This window comes from Lactobacillus sp. wkB8, from assembly GCF_000761135.1.
GTDB classification, from domain to species: Bacteria; Bacillota; Bacilli; order Lactobacillales; family Lactobacillaceae; genus Lactobacillus; species Lactobacillus helsingborgensis.
Genome location: NZ_CP009531.1, coordinates 1,524,845 through 1,542,064, shown reverse-complemented (window position 1 = coordinate 1,542,064; position 17,220 = coordinate 1,524,845). Strand labels below are relative to the sequence as shown.

Below are 17,220 nucleotides of genomic sequence, written 5' to 3'. Positions count from 1 at the left end.
TTTCACCCGTTCATTGTTATTATTCTTTCCTAACATACAAATGTCCTTTCTTATTTTCAACTACTATACAATTATCAATTTAGTAGATGCCTATATAAATGTCAATTATTGCGATTATAATATCATTAGTTTATACATAACAGGACTTAAAAATACAATGCTTCTTATAATTTAGATAACAAAATTTTTATAACTAAAACCAAATAAATTTAATAAAAATTTCATTTAGCATTTGTTTTAAACAAAATGATTAACAAAAATAGCAGATTTGTTAGGAGTCTGACATTGCAACACTATTGTAAAATACAAGAAAGTGCTATCATAAATTTAATAGAAGGAGGTTACATCATGTTTAAATGGATTATGAAACAACCTGACTCAGATAGGTTGGTTCCTCAAGCTAAAATTGCCAGTACCTACAGGTGGAGACAATTCGGGGTTTTGCTAGCAACATGTATAGGTTACATTGGTTATTACATTATTCGCTTGGTTTTTACAACTGAGCAGAATGATATTATGAAAGAATATCATTTTACTACTGCTAATATTGGTTTGATTTTATCTTGTTTTGGTATTGGCTATGGAGTCGCAAAGCTTTTTATGGGCGTTTTAGCGGATAAATGTGATTCTAACCGTTACTTAATGGTGGGACTTTTGTTATCAGCAATATTAAATATCTTTTTAGGTTCAACACGTAACCTGTATTTAATGATGCTGTTAATGTTCTTAATGGCTGTTACACAAGGAATGGGTGCTGCCGCATGTCAAAAAATGATTCAGTTGTGGTGGGGTCCTAGAATGAGAGGAACAATGTATTCCATTTGGTCTTCCGCTCATAATGCCGGATCATTTATTTGTGTTGCGATTGTTCAATTGGCTGTTTTCCTGTTTTCAGGCTCAATACCCGCAGTCTTTTATACGTCATCTGCAATTTCATTTCTAATTTGTATCCTAATTTTGGTTTTAGGAGCTGATAGGCCTAGAGTTGTAGGCTTACCGGATATTTCTACTTATACAGGTGATAAAGTCATTTTGGACAATGGTCAGGTTTCTACTGCCGATCAAACGGATTTAAGTGTTGGTCAAATTTTTGTTAAATACATACTACAAAATAAGTTGGTTTGGGCCGTTACCCTGACGTCAATGTCGCTTTACCTTGTTCGTTATGGTATTCAAAGCTGGATTCCGTCATATTTAGTTCAAAATAAGGGGTTTGATCCTGCGGCTGCCAAGTGGGTTATTGGTATTTTTGAATTGGCATCAGTTCCCGGAGTAATCATTATTGGTGCTATTTCGGACGCTCTCAAAGGACGCCGCGCACTAGTTTCAATTGCATGCGTGATTGGGACGCTAATTTGTTTAACGTTTTACTTTTTCAGTAATAATCATACTTTAATTATTATTGCGCTGATTATTATGGGTAATTTAATATACGCTCCATTAACTCTTGTAGGTCTAATGATTAATGAGGTTGTTCCCAAATATGCTGTAGGTGCTTCGACTGGTTTCATGGGCTTCTTTCAGTATATTTTTGGTGAAACTTTGGCAACAGCTTTAATCGGTATTCTAGTTGATAAGTTTGGCTGGATTGCCAGCAACTCGGTCTTATATGTTGCTTCATTTGCTGCTTTAATCTTTCTGTTTTACACCGCGATTAGTGAAAATAAACTCCGTAAAGAAGCAGCTAAATAATTAAGCTATCAGTAATTCGCGTTTTAACTTGCTTGAAAAAGATTAGTTTTACCGTATTTTTACATTTGTGCAATTGTATTAAGAAAAGGTAAGCAATTCTTTACTGACGACTTGCGAACGATTTTTTAGTATACAATAAACAATGTTGATAGATTTTTAATATAATAACGAGGTAGAGAGTAAATGAAATTTAGTCATAAATTTATGATGGTATCGGCTGCTGCGTTAATTGGTATCAGCCCAGTATTAAGCGGCAGTCAAGTTGCCGTAGTGCAAGCTGCTGATAAGCCTGCAGCAAAGAAAAACAATGTCAAACAAAATACAATCAAGTTAAATCATAATGCTTATGTTTATGATAAAAATGGTAAGAGGTTAAAAACTTATATGGGTAGTGCCAAAAGAACCAAAATTGGCAAGGGAATTACCCTAAACTTTAATACCAAAGTTACGATCAATAATAAAGATTACTATGATATAGGTGGCAATGCCTACGTTAAAGCAGCTAATGTAGGTTATGTTAATGGTAAAAAAGTTACTAAATCAGCACCTACAGCAAAAGCTAAGATTAAGCACAATGCCTATATTTATGACGCTAAGGGTAAGACAGAAAAGAAGAAGATTAAAAAAGGGCAAACAGTTACTGTTGATCAGTTAATTTACATTGGTAAAAAGCTTTTCTACAGAATAAATGGTCAAAATAATCAGTTTATTAAGGCAGCCAATGTGGGTAAAACAACTGGTGCAAAATTAAAACCTGTTAATAAAAAGCCCGGTAAAAATGATAATGCCCCGAGTGACAACCAAAATGATCCAACTGTAATTACCTTGAGCCACAATGCTTACATATATGATGGTAATGGTAAGTCTACTAAAGTCTTAATCAGAACAGGACAAAAGGTTACAGTTGATGAACTGAAATACATTGGCAAGAAATTGTATTATCACCTAAATGACACAAATTATCCGGGTGCTGACCAATGGGTAAAGAAGAATAATGTAGGAATTGTTAATGGTAAGCAATTAAAGCCTTCAAATTCCAAGCCGGAAGATGATACTGATGTAACTACTGTCACTTTGGCACGGAATACAAATGTTTATAACAACAAGGGTGTAGTTCAACCTACCAAAACTTTTGCTAAAGGACATAGAGCACGAGTAACTGAACTTCGTTATATTTGGATAAGTGCTGACAATAAGGCAGAATTATTCTATAAACTCCAAAGCGATAAGAATGGGTATCTTAAAGAAGAAGATATTAGCTTAGTAAGTGGTGCCAAGTTAACCCCAGTTAACACACCAGAAACTGCTAAGAGTGAAACTGTCACTGCCACAGCCACAGATAAAAAGGCACTTAGTGATTTACTAAGTCAGGATGCTGCAGTAAAAGCAAGTGATACCTATAAGCTTTCTGCTAAATCAGCTCGTGATGCTTATGATAGTGCAATTGCAACGGGTAATCAGGTTAACAGTGCAATCTCTACTGTTGCTCATATTACCGATTCTGTAAATCAAATTACTGCTGCGAAAGCTGCTTTAAACGGTAAAAAAGTTATTGTCAATGACTTGAAGAATTTGTCTTTTGCAGAGTCCGAAGAAATTGTTAACTTGGTAGCTAGCGTGAATGGTGTAGACAAGAGTGCAGTGCAGTTTATTAATAATAATTCAATGCTAACTGTTACGAGTGCTAATGGTTTCCAGCAAATTTTAAATATTGCAGACTACGCTGCAACTAATAAATAGTTTTTAACAAATTAAAAAAAACGACATCATGATGATGCCGTTTTTTATTTGAAATATTTAATATTCAATTGCACTTGGTGTGTTTAACTATGTTTATATTTTAATTTGTATATCTATTAAAAGAAAAATACAAAAAAATTATGGTATATACCACTTTTATATTGTATCAAAATATACTCTATATGTACTATATATTTTGGTGTATACCAAAGCCGAAAAACCTACTGCCGCAACAATTTTAGCGAAAAAAGTAAAGCGTTTCCAAACAATGTGGTATAATACAAGTGGAGTAAAAATTTAGTAGGAGGAAATAATTATGAATGCTTTGATTAACTGGTTAAATAAGCATGTCGTTCCGATTGCCGCTAAGATTGGATCGATTCGCTGGCTCGTGGCGTTACGTGATGCTTTCATTGCAATTATGCCATTAACATTAGCCGGTTCTTTCGCTACCGTTCTTAATGCTTTAGTCAGGGACATTCCAACTAATTTTGGTTGGATTGGCTTTGTCAATTCAATGCAGTGGCTGATTAGCCTCAACTCACTAGTTTGGACGGGTACTATGGCCATTTTGGGTCTATTATTCTCGTTCACATTTGGTTATCAATTATGTGTGCAATACAAAGTTGAACCAATCGCTGGTGGTCTAGTCAGTTTGGGTACTTTCATTATGGGATTACCACAAAACTTCACTGTTGATTTGAAGAATGCCTTAACTAAGGGTGATATTAAAACTTTAACTGACGCTGGTACTGCAGTAACTGGTAAAAATGTTAGTGCTTGGGGTTATTTTAACTTTAATAAATACTTTGGATCTGCCGGGTTCTTTACCGTCATGATTATGGGTGCTATTTCAGTTACAATATATATTTACTTGGTTAAGAAACATATAACTATTAAAATGCCTGATAGTGTCCCACCTGCAGTTTCTAATGCCTTTACTGGCATTATTCCTGCAACAGTAGGTTTGTATGCTGTTGGCGTAATTGATTACCTATTTAGTCTCAACCAAACAACGGTGATTGACTTTATTTCTAAGACTATTCAGGATCCTTTGCTTAAGATTGGTCAAGGATATGGTAGTGTGCTTCTTATCACTATTTTGGTCCAAGTATTTTGGTTCTTTGGTATTCACGGTACGAATGTACTTATGCCGATTACCGAAACTATTTGGATGACAGCACAGATTGCAAATATTAATGCTGGTCAAAATGGTAAACCGCTACCTTACGTTTGGACTAGAACTGACTTTGACTTTTATGTCTGGATCGGTGGTGCAGGTTCAACTCTGCTTCTAATTTTGGCTATTCTGGCATTTTCTAAGCGTGAAGATCAACGTGCAGTTGCTAAAGTTTCATTGGTTCCAGGATTATTTAATATTAACGAACCAGTAATGTTTGGTATGCCAATTGTTTTGGACCCGATTTACTTTATTCCATTCATTCTAGCTCCGATTGTAATGGTTTCAACTTCATACGCGGCACTAAATCTTGGTTGGGTAGCACCAATCAAGGCTAATGTGCCATGGTGTATGCCACCATTTCTAAATGCGTTTATCGGCACATTGGATTGGCGTTCAATCATTTTACAGGCTGTAAATATGGTTATAGGTTTCTTAATCTATGTACCATTTGTTAAAGCCGCTAACAATGTTAAACCTGCAGCTGAATAATCTTTTAAGGAGTTTTAAATGAAGCAATTAGGTATTTCACTTTATCCTGAGCAAAGTACATTTGAACAGGATAAAGAATATATGGATTTAGCCCATCATTATGGCTATAGCAGAATATTTACATCACTTTTGCAGTTAAAAAGTGCGAGTGGAGAAGATATCCTCGCAAAGTTAAAGAAAGATGTAGCTTATGCTAATGAACTAGGCTTTAAAACTGTAGTAGATATTAACCCTGTTTTATTTAAAGCATTAAAAATTGACTATAACGATCTGGTCTTTTTCAAGGACTTAGGTGTTTGGGGCTTAAGGTTAGATGAAGGCTTCAGCGGCATGGAAGAAGCTGCGATGACTCATAATCCTTATGGACTCAAGATTGAATTAAATATGAGTCGGGGTACAAATTATCTTGACAGTATTATGGCTTATGATCCTGAAGTTGATAATTTGATCGGTTGTCATAACTTTTATCCTCAGGAGTATACTGGATTAAGTGAAAAATTTTTTAATGAGTATTCGCAGAAATATCGTGATTATGGATTGCATACAGCTGCATTTATTTCATCAAAGAATGCGAAATTTGGTCCGTGGCCTGTTCATGAAGGGCTTCCGACTATGGAAAGCGATCGCCAACGCAATATTTTTAGTCAAGTTACTCATTTACGTTTGAGCAAAAAGATTGATGATATAATTATTGGTAACGCTTTTGCTAGTGAAGATGAATTAGCTGCTGCAGCTAAGGCTTTTAAGAGTCCTTTTGCCACTTTGACAATGGAATTTGATGAGGGAACTAAGCCAATTGAAAGAACTATTTGCTTAAAAGAACCACATTTATACCGTGGCGATGCTTCAGAATTCTTACTACGTGATACTCAGCCACGTGTTATTTATGCAAAAGAAGATATTCCAGCTCACAATAATAATAAACCAACTTTTGAACGCGGAGATATTGTAGTTGTTAATGACCAGTATCCTCGTTATAAAGGTGAATTGCAGATTGTCTTAACACCTTTTCCAAATGATGGTAGACGTAACTTGGTTGGACGTTTATGTGCAGATGATTTAGACTTATTGCAGAAAATTGAGCCGTGGAGTACATTCCTTTTGCAAGAAAGTTAATACGTAGTTTTGTTTTAAAAACCGCGAACAAATTGTTCACGGTTTTTTATTTGCTCATTTTTTACCGTAAATAAAATAGTATAATAATTAATGTAAGTGATTTCATAAAAAGGGAGAAATAGAAACACATGCTAGGTTTTTCAATATATCTCAACCGCGACTTAACGGCTGCAGATTATAATTATTTGCTGGCAATGCGTAATGCTGGTTTAACCACTGTCTTTACTTCATTGCATATACCAGAAGATGATCAAAAAGTTGTTTTGAAAAGATTAGCTGAGTTAACGAAGTGGTGTCAGAATTTAGAAACAGATATAATTGCCGACGTTTCAGAGGAGGGATTAGAGCAATTAGGTATTGCATTAGATAACGAAAAGCAGATTGAAAGTCTGGGGTTAACTGGACTAAGAATAGATGATGGTGTGACGTCAGCTACTATAGCTAAACTTTCGCAGAAAATGCCCATTGCTCTGAATGCCAGCACTATAAATGAAGATGACATCACAGCTTTACGAGAACACGGCGCCAGTTTCGAAAATTTACAAGCTTGGCATAACTTTTATCCGCGCCCAGAAACTGGCTTAGATGCAAATTGGTTGGAACAAAAAAATAATTGGTTACACCAAATGAATTTGGAAACGATGGCGTTTGTTGCGGGCGATGATGTTCTGCGTGGACCTATTCATGCTGGACTGCCAACTCTTGAAAAACATAGGGGTGAGAATCCTTTAGCTGCCGCATTGGAATTGAAACAGCTTGGTTGCGATCATGTCTTTATTGGAGATGGTTCTCTAACAACGAATATGATTGACTGTTTTAAAAATTACATCAAACAGCAGACTATTACACTTCACGTTGATGGGAACCTGCCTGAATTATTCAATTATGAATGGAGCAATCGTCCAGATGTGGCGCGAGATGTGATTAGATTGACGGAGGGGCGTAGCCGCCAACTTTTTAACACAGAACCAGAGACAAAAGTAAGTGCACGTCCTAAGGGAACAATTACCTGTGATAACAAATTATACCTGCGTTATCAGGGTGAATTACAAATAACTAAGCGTGATTTACCAGTAGATAAGAAAGTTAACGTTTTAGGACATGTCGTGCCTCAAGACTTACCGCTTTTAGATCAAATAGGTGCAGGTCAGAAAATTCATTTTGTGGAGCTGAAAAAAGACTAGGAGTATTTGTGTATAAATTAAAAAGCCATCTAGCATGAATGTCTAGATTTTTCCAGCTAAAATATTTGGGCAGGCAATATATTAATCATATAATTGGTATAGTGCAATAATTACCTAAAATTTAGATAATATATTTATAATATTGAAAATTGGTATAATTAATATTATACTTACTTTGTGTTGACACTGTTTTGAGTAAATATTTTGTCGAAGGATATAAAAATATTCACTTAAATTATTTTTCTGTAATCTTATTAAAGGAGTCGAAAATGAAAATTAAAAAATGCGGATTAGCCATTTTAACGCTACTTCCGATTGTTTTCTTCTTAGCTGGTTGTGGCAGTAAAAAGAAGGCAGCTAATCCTGCTGTCAAGCCAAATCAGAGTCAAGTAGTTACTACAACGATGTATTCCAAAAAAATGCACTTGGACTGGAATTATGATGTCTATCTGCCAGCGGGTTATGATCCTAGTGGCAATAAAAGATATCCTGTTTTATACATGCTGCACGGTGTAAACGGCAATCACAGGAACTTACTTGAAAGGTTTAATTCTCAACAGATCTTGGATGGTTTAGTCCACCGCAAGAACAAGAAAATGATAGTGGTTTTTGTAGATGGGTTTAACAGTTTTTATGTTAATCAAAAAGACGGTTTGCCAATGGAAGATGCCATCGTTCACGACATGGTCCCGACAATTAATAAACTTTATAAAACTAAAACAGATCCTGATCACACGGCAATTGGTGGGATTTCAATGGGCGGCTATGGAGCAGCCAGATTTGTCCTGAAATATCCTAACTTGTTTGGTAAGGCAGTTTTGATTTCACCTTCAGTGTGGTATAACCTGCCTAACACTAACCCTATTAAAATGAGCATGCACGCGTTTACTGATGGAAAAAAGAGCTGGTCGGATAAAGTTTACCAGTCTTTATTCCCGACAGATTACCTTGGTGATCAATCAGCCAAAAGCAAGTTTTTTGTCGAAACCACGTCATCAGATACTACTGTACCGGTAAAAGATGTTAACCGCTTTGTGAAAAAACTACAAAGTAACAATATCAGCGTTAAATATGTCAAAGACAGTGGCGATAATCACAACTGGACTTATTGGGCCAAAGCTGCGCCAAATGCCTATAATTGGGCTTTGGATGAAATGAACTAGTGAGGTGAGCAAAATGACAAAAAAATCTGAGCAAGATTTAGCACAAGAAATATTAGAATTAGTCGGTGGTAAATCAAATATAAGTGAAATTGTTTCTTGTATGACAAGGTTGCGCTTAACTATCAAAGATAATTCACTAGTTAATATTGATGCTTTGAAAAAAGTCGCTGGTGTTTTAGGAGTTGTACAATCAGAAACGCTGCAAATTGTTTTAGGACCCGGAAAAGTTACGAAAGTAGCTCAAATAATGGCTAATTTAGCTGATATCAACCTCACTACTGAAGATGGTAACAGTGATTTAGCAGAGGTGAAAAAACAAGCCCAGGAAAATAAAGCTGCCCAAAAGGCTAAGCATGACAAACCACTCCAAAGAGGGTTACATCATATTGCTAATGTCTTTGTACCGCTCTTACCAGGTATTATTGCCGCAGGTCTGGTAAATGGTATTACCAATGTTATTGACTACCAAACTGGCAGTGCATTTGCTAATGACTGGTGGTACATGGCTATTAAAACAATTGGCTGGGGTCTGTTTGCCTTTTTACCAGTATTTGTAGGGATGTACGCCGCCAAAGAATTTAAAGGTAGTCCGATCCTTGGTGGTATTGGCGGTATCTTCTGTTTAAGTCTAGGTTTACCAACATTTCCTTTAGCTTCGCTTGCAATTTCTATGCCTTTCACAAATAAACCTTATGTTACGGGTGTCGGTGGCTTACTGACCGCTTTATTTATGGGTATATTTATCGCACTGACGGAAAGATGGATTAGAACATGGATGCCTAATATATTCGACACATTTTTCACTCCGATTTTGACACTGATTTTCTGCTGCTTAATTTCGGTAGTTTTCCTGCAGCCAGTCGGAAATTGGCTAACAAATATTATTTATGTAGTCCTTGATTTCTTATATACCAAATTAAGCTGGATCGGTGGTTATCTGTTATCCTCAACATTCTTAGGGTTAGTTTCTGTAGGATTGCATCAAGCTCTAACTCCTATCCATGTTATGTTGAATGATCCTACTGGTCCTACTCACGGAATTAACTATTTATTACCCATTTTAACAATGGCCGGTGGCGGTCAAGTTGGAGCTGGACTTGCTTTATACTTCAAGAGTAAAAACAAAAGGTTTAAGAAATTGGTCATGAGTTCAATTCCAGTTGCGATTTTAGGTGTTGGCGAACCTTTAATGTACGCTGTCACACTTCCATTAGGCAGGTCCTTTATTACTGCGTGTTTGGGTGCCGGCTTTGGCGGTATAGCAGCCTCACTCTTTCATTTAGGGACTGTTTCTCAGGGCGTTTCAGGAATTTTTGGTTTACTAATAATTCAACCAGGACAACAGTTACAATTTGTGATTGCCATGTTAATCGCATATTTAGGTGGTTTCATTTGTACTTGGTTCTTTGGTGTTGATCAAAACCGAATTAATGAACTATTTCCAGAATAAGATTTAACTATATCAATTAAAAAATAAGTTAGGAATAATATGGAAATAAAAAAATTAGTGACCGAAACTCGTAATCCTGCTACGACTCACATTGATACCATGTCCACACTTGATATGGTAAAGACGATTAATGCAGAAGATCAAAAGGTAGCTCAAGCTGTTGCACTTACAGAAAAACAAATTGCACTTGCGATTGATGAAGCCGCAAAAAGATACGCACTGGGTGGCCGTTTAGTATATATGGGTGCTGGCACCAGTGGCCGTTTAGGCGTACTGGACGCTGCAGAATTAGTGCCTACGTATGGTATTAAACCGGAGAGAGCAGTTGGTTTAATTGCCGGTGGTAAAGGTGCAATGTTTTCTGCCGTAGAAGGTGCAGAAGATTCTACTGTACTGGGCAGTACTGATTTAAACAAAATAAAAATAACTGCTAATGACGTGGTTATTGGATTAGCTGCTAGTGGTAGGACGCCTTATGTTGTTGGCGGACTGCAATATGCCAAGAAAGAAGGTGCCTTAACCATTGCAGTAGCTTGTGTGCCAAACTCAGTTATTGGTCAAGTAGCCGAGATTGCGATTGAGGCAATAGTTGGACCTGAAGTCGTCACAGGTTCAACACGCATGAAAGCCGGTACAGCACAAAAAATGATTTTAAATATGATTTCAACCGGTGTAATGATCAAACAAGGTAAAGTTTACCAAAATGTGATGATTGATGTGCAACCGACTAATGCGAAGTTGGTTGACCGTGCATGTCGCATTATAAGTGAGACCACAAGCGTTACCACTGAGGAGGCTTTAGCTTACTTAAAACAAGCCGATAACAAAGTTGACTTAGCGATAATAATGTCAAAAACTAAAAAAGATAAAAATGCAGCTGGCAAGTTGCTCACAAGATATCATGGCAATGTTAGCCGTGTATTACAGGGAGAATAAAATGTTTGGCTGCAAATAATTTTGGCTAACCTTTCAGATGGTATTTAAACCAACTGAAAGGTTTTTCTTTGATAAATTATGAATTATTTTGTTAAAAAGTCCTATTTTACGGTTTAATCTAGTATTCAAGGCTTGAATGTCATTCATTAAAGTTGAATAATAATATAGGAAGTAACTTTTTCAGACAACTTTTGGTAAAATAATAAGTTGTTAACAATTTTAATACGGAGGAAATTATGTCTTATAAAGACAATATGATGTTGTTTGCCCTTAATTCAAACGTTCCGCTGGCAGAAAAAATTGCCGAACGTGTGGGGGTACCCCTAAGTAAGTCCAGCGTTCAACGCTTTAGTGACGGCGAAATTCAAATTAATATTGATGAATCTGTCCGGGGTAAAGATGTATATTTAATTCAGTCAACCAGTGTGCCGGTTAATGATAACTTAATGGAGTTGCTAATCATGATTGACGCTGTGCGCCGTGCCAGTGCACAGACGATTAATATTGTAATTCCTTACTATGGTTATGCTCGTCAAGATCGTAAAACAAGACCCCGTGAGCCAATCACTGCTAAACTAGTAGCTGATATGTTGCAAGAAGCTGGTGCAACTCGAGTTTTGTCACTTGATCTTCACGCCCCACAAATTCAAGGATTCTTTGATATCCCAGTTGACAATTTAATGGGTGCACCTTTACTTGCTGATTACTTTTTAAGGAATAATTTGCAAAAAGATGCCGTGGTAGTTTCACCTGACCATGGTGGTGTGACTCGTGCCCGCAAGTTAGCAGAGTTTTTAAAGACACCAATTGCAATTGTGGATAAACGTCGCCCACGTGCCAATGTTTCAGAGGTAATGAATATCATTGGTAACGTTAAAGGTAAGCGCGCTATCATTATTGATGACATGATTGATACAGCAGGAACAATCACCCTAGCTGCACAAGCATTAATAGATGCTGGAGCAACAGAAGTTTATGCTAGTGCTACACATGCAGTTTTATCAGGTCCTGCTATTCAAAGATTAAACGATTCTCCGATTAAAAACTTGGTATTAACGGACTCCATCAATCAACCAGTTGAAAAGAAACTGGAAAAAACACTTTTAGTTTCGGTTGGTCCACTTATTGGGGATGCAATCAAGTGCATTCAAAAGCACGAAGCACTTAGTCCTTTATTTAATACCAGATATGAAAAAGATAAACACAAATAAAAGATAAACTAGAAGATCTGCTTAATTAAAGCAGGTCTTTTAGTTTGGGCAAATGACCACTTAGTTCAATAAAATGACCTTTTGGTAAAATTTGATTGCATTTAAAATTAAATTAAAGTTTAATAAAATCATAGTAAAAATGAAAGGACGAAAAGCGATGTCACTCAAAGAGCTATTAAAAACTAATATTCCACGAGCAATTTTCATTCTGTTTATCTTTTTTGCCTATGCCGTGGGTGGAACAATCTCGACCTATCTTTTTAAATATGCAATTAATGATTTAACTAAAGGTAATTGGGAAAGATTTGTATTGTGGATGCTTATTGATTTTGCTTTTTCGATATTCACAGTCTTGTCTTTGCCGTTAGGTACTTTTTTGTTCAATAAACAAATTCAGGAATGCGTGCACAACATTCGTGCCCAGATAATGCGGCGGTATTACAATTCTGGCGATTATAAAGTATCAGAAATGCAAAATGAGTTAGGCAACAATCTCAAGATTTTAACAGATGATTATGCTACACCTTGGATTGAAATTTGGACCAATTTGTTAAGTCTTGTCTTTGCAATTGGCACATTGATAACTCTGCATTGGTCATTAATTTTATTTGTTGCTGTAGCGGCAATTATTGTGCTGATGCTACCTAAAATTATGACCAAAAAGTTATCGAATTCTACAGCTGCAGCAGCTAAGAAAAATGCGCAGCTTTTAAATACCATTGAAAATTGGTTTTCCGGATTAGGAGAATTACGCCGTTACAGTGCGGGGGCTCGCTTGGACAGAGCACTTGGCCAAGACAGCCGTAAACTGGCAGCAGCCAATATTTATAGAAGAAAAGTGCAAGGAATTTCTATTAGCATTAATGGCTTAGGCAATGCCATTGGTCAAATAGGTGCGAGCTTATGGAGTGGCCTGTTATTTTTTGCACATGTAATTACTTTAGGTGATTGGTTTATAGCTGGTAGCTTCGCTTCAACAATTTTTAATGGTCTCTGGTCAGTTATTAGTGCAATGACGCAGATGAGATCCACCAAAAAATTGCGTCAGGAAATTGCACAATTGACCAAGCCAATTCCTGAAAGAAAAAAAGGTACTGTTGCTTATGGCGTAGAGTGTCACAATTTAATGGTGCAATACCAAAATGGTGAAAGCATTACCTATCCCGATTTTACGATCAATAAAGGTGATAAAGTTTTACTTTCTGGTGATTCAGGTACAGGCAAGTCGACTTTATTCAAAGTTTTACTGGGACAACTTAAACCTGAAACAGGTGAAGTTTATTTCACCGGCAAAGACGGCACCAAAATTTTACCGCAAAACGCTCAGTTAGGTTATGTCGCTCAAGATGCAACTCTTTTTCCTGACACTATTGCTAATAATATTACGATGTTTAATCGTAAATTGACTAGCAAGCTCAAAGAAGTCATTCAAAGAGTTCAATTAGTGCCAGATTTAGCCAAGTTTCCCAAGCAAATTGATACTGTGGTTGATCTAGATCAGGGCAATTTATCAGGTGGACAAAGACAAAAGGTAGTCTTAGCTCGAGCGGAGGTTCATGATGAGCCGTTTCTGCTACTAGACGAGGCTACTAGTGCAATAGACAGTAATGCCACTAGTGCAATCATTGGTGATTTGCTTGATACTGATAAGACGGTTTTAATGATTGCTCATAACTTTAGCCCTGAATTAAAAGAAAAATTTGATTATCAAATTTATTTACAATCAAATAAAAAGAAGGGTAATTCGGATGACAATTAAAGACTTTTATCAACAAAATCCCTTACGTTTTATTATTTTACTTTTAATCAATGTCAGTTTCTATGCACTGTTAATTCTTAGTACGGTATTCAGTATTATTGAAACAACCGCAATTCAACAAGGCAATTTTAAAATGTTTTTAATTGCTATTGTATGTGCTTTTGTCTGTGCAATGTCAGATTATTTACTGCAAGGGCTGTCACAATACATTTTGTCTCAGCAGGAAGAACAATATAATGTTGCAATCAGGGATAAAACCACTAAACATTTTTATGCAGATCAAAAAGACCATGCAGTAGCACAAGTTCAAAACCGCTTAACCCATGACTTGGTTCAAAGTCAGCAAAATTTTCTGTCCCCTCTTTTTAGTTTAATTGGCGGAATAGTCATTATAATTGCGACTGTTGTCTTATTGCTCTCATTACATTGGAGTTTGCTCATAACAATATTAATCATGGTGCTAATCTCTTTAGCTTTACCCAAGCTGCTTGAAAAGCCGTTACAAAAGTCAATGCTTAATATTTCAAAGAGTAATCAAAAGTATCTTGACAAGTTGGAAAAATGGCTGAATGGACTTGCTGAACTACAACGTTATCTTAGTGGCGCAAAATTATTTAAGGTAACAAGTGCTGCAGCGAAGGAATTAGAAGATGCTAATGTTAAGCAAAATGGAGTCATGCAGTTATTGACTATCATTAATGGCTTGGTATCAACAATTTTCTCATTGATTTTATTTTTACTGGCAGGTTATTTGTTCAAACAACATCTGGTTGTATTCGGCGTCATTACAGGAGTAGGCAATTGCCTAAACTACTTGAAACAAGGAATTCAGTTTATAGTAACCTCTTACGGCAGAATGAAAGGTTCGGGCGCTCTGAACAAGGAAATTGCCCAAACGGCTGCGCCAGTAACAACAAAAGAAATAAAAGAAGTGGCGACACCTGCTGCAATTACTACACACGATCTCAGTTTGCAATTTGCTAATGGTGAAAGTTTGCTGTTTCCTGACATTGATGTAAAAGCCGGTGAAAAAATTCTTTTAACCGGTGACTCTGGAGCAGGTAAATCAACGTTATTCAAACTCATTTTAGGGCAAATTAAACCTAGTTCGGGACAAATCACTTTTAAAAACAAAAATGGTAATATAGTTAACCCCGACATGAGTAAAATTGGCTATATTCCCCAAGATCCGGTACTTTTTCCAGTAAGCATCGCCGATAACATGACAATGTTTGCCGATAAACTAAAAAGTGCTCTACCTCAACTGGTAGAGAAGGTGCAACTGGCAGGTGATATTGCTAAATTTGATGAGGGCTTAAACCAAAAAATTAATTTAAATAAATTGAATATTTCAGGTGGGCAAAGACAGAAAATTGTTCTGGTGCGGGCATTAGTTCACCAAAGTGAAATTATTTTAATCGATGAGGGCACTAGTGCTATTGACCAGCAAGCAACAATGCAAATCTTACGGGAAGTTACAGCAACACCAGCCACAGTGATTTTTATTGCTCATAGTTTTAATACACAAATGAAGCAACTCTTTGATAGGGAAATTCACCTAGTTAAACAAACAAGATAAAAATGTGATTTACAACTCAAATTGTATTTTCACATTAAAAAATTGACCCAGATAATAAAAGTAAACTAATAGAAAGGAGAGACAAACCCGCTATGACAATCAAAGACTTGTACAGACAAAACCCTTTACGCTTCATGATACTGATTTTGACCACGATTTTGGAATGGGCTTTACCAATTGTAACTACACAATTAGTTATGCTGGAAACTACAGCAATTCAGCAACAAAAATTGCACCAGTTTTTACTTATGACAGTTATTTCCTTTATCGCTTTCCTATTTCAATATTTAATACAAGGACTGAATGCGTTCCTTCTATCAAAACAACAAGAGGAATTTAATTTTCATATCAGAAAAAGATCTGTATCTCACTTTTATGCAGATCAAAAAGAACATTCTGTTGCTCAAATTCAAAATCGGTTGACAAATGACTTGGTTCAAAGTCAGGAAAATTATTTCACGCCATTCTTTACTCTAATTGGTGGTGTCATCAATTTAATCTCTGTAGTTGTTCTACTGATCTCATTACACTGGAGTTTACTTTTGACAATTGCTTTAATGGTAGCTATTTCACTAGCTTTACCCAAATTGTTAGAAAAGCCATTGCAAAAGTCGATGAATCAAATTTCTGAAAGTAATAGTAAATATCTTGACTGCTTGGAAAAATGGCTGAACGGTCTGGCAGAAATTCAACGTTATTTTGCTGGAGATAAGCTATTTAAAATAACTAGTGCGGCTGGTAAAAATTTAGAAAATGCCAATATTAAGCAAAATGGCGTGATGCAGTTACTGTCTATTATTAACGGATTAGTATCCATTTCTTTTTCTATAATTTTGTTCATACTGGCAGGTTATTTGTTCCAAGCTAAAGTAGTAGCATTTGGTGCAATCACTGGAGTAGGCAATTGTAATTTCTATTTAAGACAAAGTATTGAACTTATAGTTAATCGCTATGGTCAAATGAAGGGAACCGAATCTTTAAATAAGGAAATTGCTAAAACGTCTGCACCGATAGAAAAAGTAGAGACCAAAAAGGTAGCAACGCCTGCTGCAATTAGTACGCATGATCTGAGCCTAAAATTTCCCAATGGTGAGAGTTTGCTCTTTCCTGACGTTAATGTGAAACCTGGCGAAAAAATACTATTAACTGGTGATTCTGGAGCCGGAAAATCAACATTATTTAAGCTGATTTTAGGTCAAATTAAACCAAGTTCTGGTCAAGTCATTTTTAAAAATAAAGATGGAGTCGTGGTTACACCCGATATGAGTAAAATTGGTTATATTCCCCAAGATCCAGTTCTCTTTCCCGTCAGCATTGCCGATAACATGACGATGTTTGTCGAAAAACTAAAGAGTGCTTTACCAGCTCTGACTGAGAAAGTGCAATTAGCTGGAGATATTGCTAAATTTGATAATGGGCTGGAACAAGAGATTGATCTTAATAATTTGAATATTTCAGGTGGTCAAAGGCAAAAGATTGTTTTGGTACGAGCTTTAGTTCATCAGAGTGAAATTATTTTGATTGATGAAGGCACTAGTGCCATTGACCAAGAAGCAACAATGCAAATTTTGCATGAGGTTATAGCTACCCCTGCTACAGTAATTTTTATCGCTCACAGTTTTAACAAGCAGATGAAACAGCTGTTTGATAGAGAAATTCACTTGGTAAAAAATGTTAAAGGGTGAAATTGTCTTTGAATAAACAGCAAAAAACTGAAT

12 protein-coding genes are annotated in these 17,220 nt (G+C 36.2%); all 12 read left to right on the top strand.

The genetic code is table 11. The features are described 5' to 3' along the window. Positions 1–348: 348 nt before the first annotated feature. The 12 genes from LACWKB8_RS07280 to LACWKB8_RS07225 all read left to right on the top strand — a co-directional run bounded on the left by LACWKB8_RS07280 (position 349) and on the right by LACWKB8_RS07225 (position 17,187). Positions 349–1,692, top strand: a complete 1,344-nt coding sequence (locus tag LACWKB8_RS07280; protein WP_038524001.1) for an MFS transporter — start codon at positions 349–351, stop codon at positions 1,690–1,692. 183 nt (positions 1,693–1,875) lie between these two features. Then, positions 1,876–3,432 (top strand): SLAP domain-containing protein, encoded by a 1,557-nt coding sequence (locus tag LACWKB8_RS07275; protein ID WP_038523998.1) that lies wholly within the window; start codon positions 1,876–1,878, stop codon positions 3,430–3,432. 316 nt (positions 3,433–3,748) lie between these two features. Next, on the top strand, positions 3,749–5,104 hold the full coding sequence (locus tag LACWKB8_RS07270; protein WP_038523995.1) for a PTS sugar transporter subunit IIC: 1,356 nt from the start codon (positions 3,749–3,751) through the stop codon (positions 5,102–5,104). Positions 5,105–5,122: 18 nt separating this feature from the next. Further along, positions 5,123–6,220: a DUF871 domain-containing protein gene (locus LACWKB8_RS07265; RefSeq protein ID WP_038523992.1), complete on the top strand. Its 1,098-nt coding sequence runs from the start codon at positions 5,123–5,125 to the stop codon at positions 6,218–6,220. A gap of 128 nt (positions 6,221–6,348) precedes the next feature. Further along, the gene (locus LACWKB8_RS07260) at positions 6,349–7,404 is read left to right on the top strand and encodes a DUF871 domain-containing protein (protein WP_038523990.1); all 1,056 of its coding nucleotides are present in this window, start codon (positions 6,349–6,351) and stop codon (positions 7,402–7,404) included. Positions 7,405–7,673: 269 nt separating this feature from the next. Continuing rightward, positions 7,674–8,567 (top strand): esterase family protein, encoded by an 894-nt coding sequence (locus LACWKB8_RS07255; protein ID WP_038523987.1) that lies wholly within the window; start codon positions 7,674–7,676, stop codon positions 8,565–8,567. 13 nt (positions 8,568–8,580) lie between these two features. Further along, the gene (locus LACWKB8_RS07250; RefSeq protein ID WP_038523984.1) at positions 8,581–10,017 is read left to right on the top strand and encodes a PTS transporter subunit EIIC; all 1,437 of its coding nucleotides are present in this window, start codon (positions 8,581–8,583) and stop codon (positions 10,015–10,017) included. A gap of 39 nt (positions 10,018–10,056) precedes the next feature. Next, on the top strand, positions 10,057–10,953 hold the full coding sequence (gene murQ, locus LACWKB8_RS07245) for an N-acetylmuramic acid 6-phosphate etherase (protein ID WP_038523981.1): 897 nt from the start codon (positions 10,057–10,059) through the stop codon (positions 10,951–10,953). A 236-nt stretch (positions 10,954–11,189) separates the two neighbouring features. Continuing rightward, complete coding sequence (locus LACWKB8_RS07240) at positions 11,190–12,164, top strand: ribose-phosphate diphosphokinase (protein WP_038523978.1); 975 nt, start codon at positions 11,190–11,192, stop codon at positions 12,162–12,164. A 139-nt stretch (positions 12,165–12,303) separates the two neighbouring features. Further along, entirely contained in the window at positions 12,304–13,923 is a 1,620-nt protein-coding gene (locus tag LACWKB8_RS07235; RefSeq protein WP_242491926.1) for an ABC transporter ATP-binding protein, read from the top strand. Continuing rightward, positions 13,913–15,502 (top strand): ABC transporter ATP-binding protein, encoded by a 1,590-nt coding sequence (locus tag LACWKB8_RS07230; protein WP_038523972.1) that lies wholly within the window; start codon positions 13,913–13,915, stop codon positions 15,500–15,502. The genes LACWKB8_RS07235 and LACWKB8_RS07230 overlap by 11 nt, the downstream gene beginning before the upstream one ends. Before the next feature lie 92 nt (positions 15,503–15,594). Next, entirely contained in the window at positions 15,595–17,187 is a 1,593-nt protein-coding gene (locus LACWKB8_RS07225; protein WP_038523969.1) for an ABC transporter ATP-binding protein, read from the top strand. Positions 17,188–17,220: the final 33 nt, after the last annotated feature.

Excerpts from the sequence above, each read along its gene's own strand:
- LACWKB8_RS07255 (WP_038523987.1), top strand. The coding sequence starts at position 7,674 with ATGAAAATTAAAAAATGCGGATTAGCCATTTTAACGCTACTTCCGATT.
- LACWKB8_RS07240 (WP_038523978.1), top strand. The coding sequence starts at position 11,190 with ATGTCTTATAAAGACAATATGATGTTGTTTGCCCTTAATTCAAACGTT.
- LACWKB8_RS07270 (WP_038523995.1), top strand. The coding sequence starts at position 3,749 with ATGAATGCTTTGATTAACTGGTTAAATAAGCATGTCGTTCCGATTGCC.
- LACWKB8_RS07250 (WP_038523984.1), top strand. The coding sequence starts at position 8,581 with ATGACAAAAAAATCTGAGCAAGATTTAGCACAAGAAATATTAGAATTA.
- LACWKB8_RS07265 (WP_038523992.1), top strand. The coding sequence starts at position 5,123 with ATGAAGCAATTAGGTATTTCACTTTATCCTGAGCAAAGTACATTTGAA.
- LACWKB8_RS07280 (WP_038524001.1), top strand. The coding sequence starts at position 349 with ATGTTTAAATGGATTATGAAACAACCTGACTCAGATAGGTTGGTTCCT.
- LACWKB8_RS07230 (WP_038523972.1), top strand. The coding sequence starts at position 13,913 with ATGACAATTAAAGACTTTTATCAACAAAATCCCTTACGTTTTATTATT.
- LACWKB8_RS07225 (WP_038523969.1), top strand. The coding sequence starts at position 15,595 with ATGACAATCAAAGACTTGTACAGACAAAACCCTTTACGCTTCATGATA.
- murQ (WP_038523981.1), top strand. The coding sequence starts at position 10,057 with ATGGAAATAAAAAAATTAGTGACCGAAACTCGTAATCCTGCTACGACT.
- LACWKB8_RS07235 (WP_242491926.1), top strand. The coding sequence starts at position 12,304 with ATGAAAGGACGAAAAGCGATGTCACTCAAAGAGCTATTAAAAACTAAT.
- LACWKB8_RS07260 (WP_038523990.1), top strand. The coding sequence starts at position 6,349 with ATGCTAGGTTTTTCAATATATCTCAACCGCGACTTAACGGCTGCAGAT.
- LACWKB8_RS07275 (WP_038523998.1), top strand. The coding sequence starts at position 1,876 with ATGAAATTTAGTCATAAATTTATGATGGTATCGGCTGCTGCGTTAATT.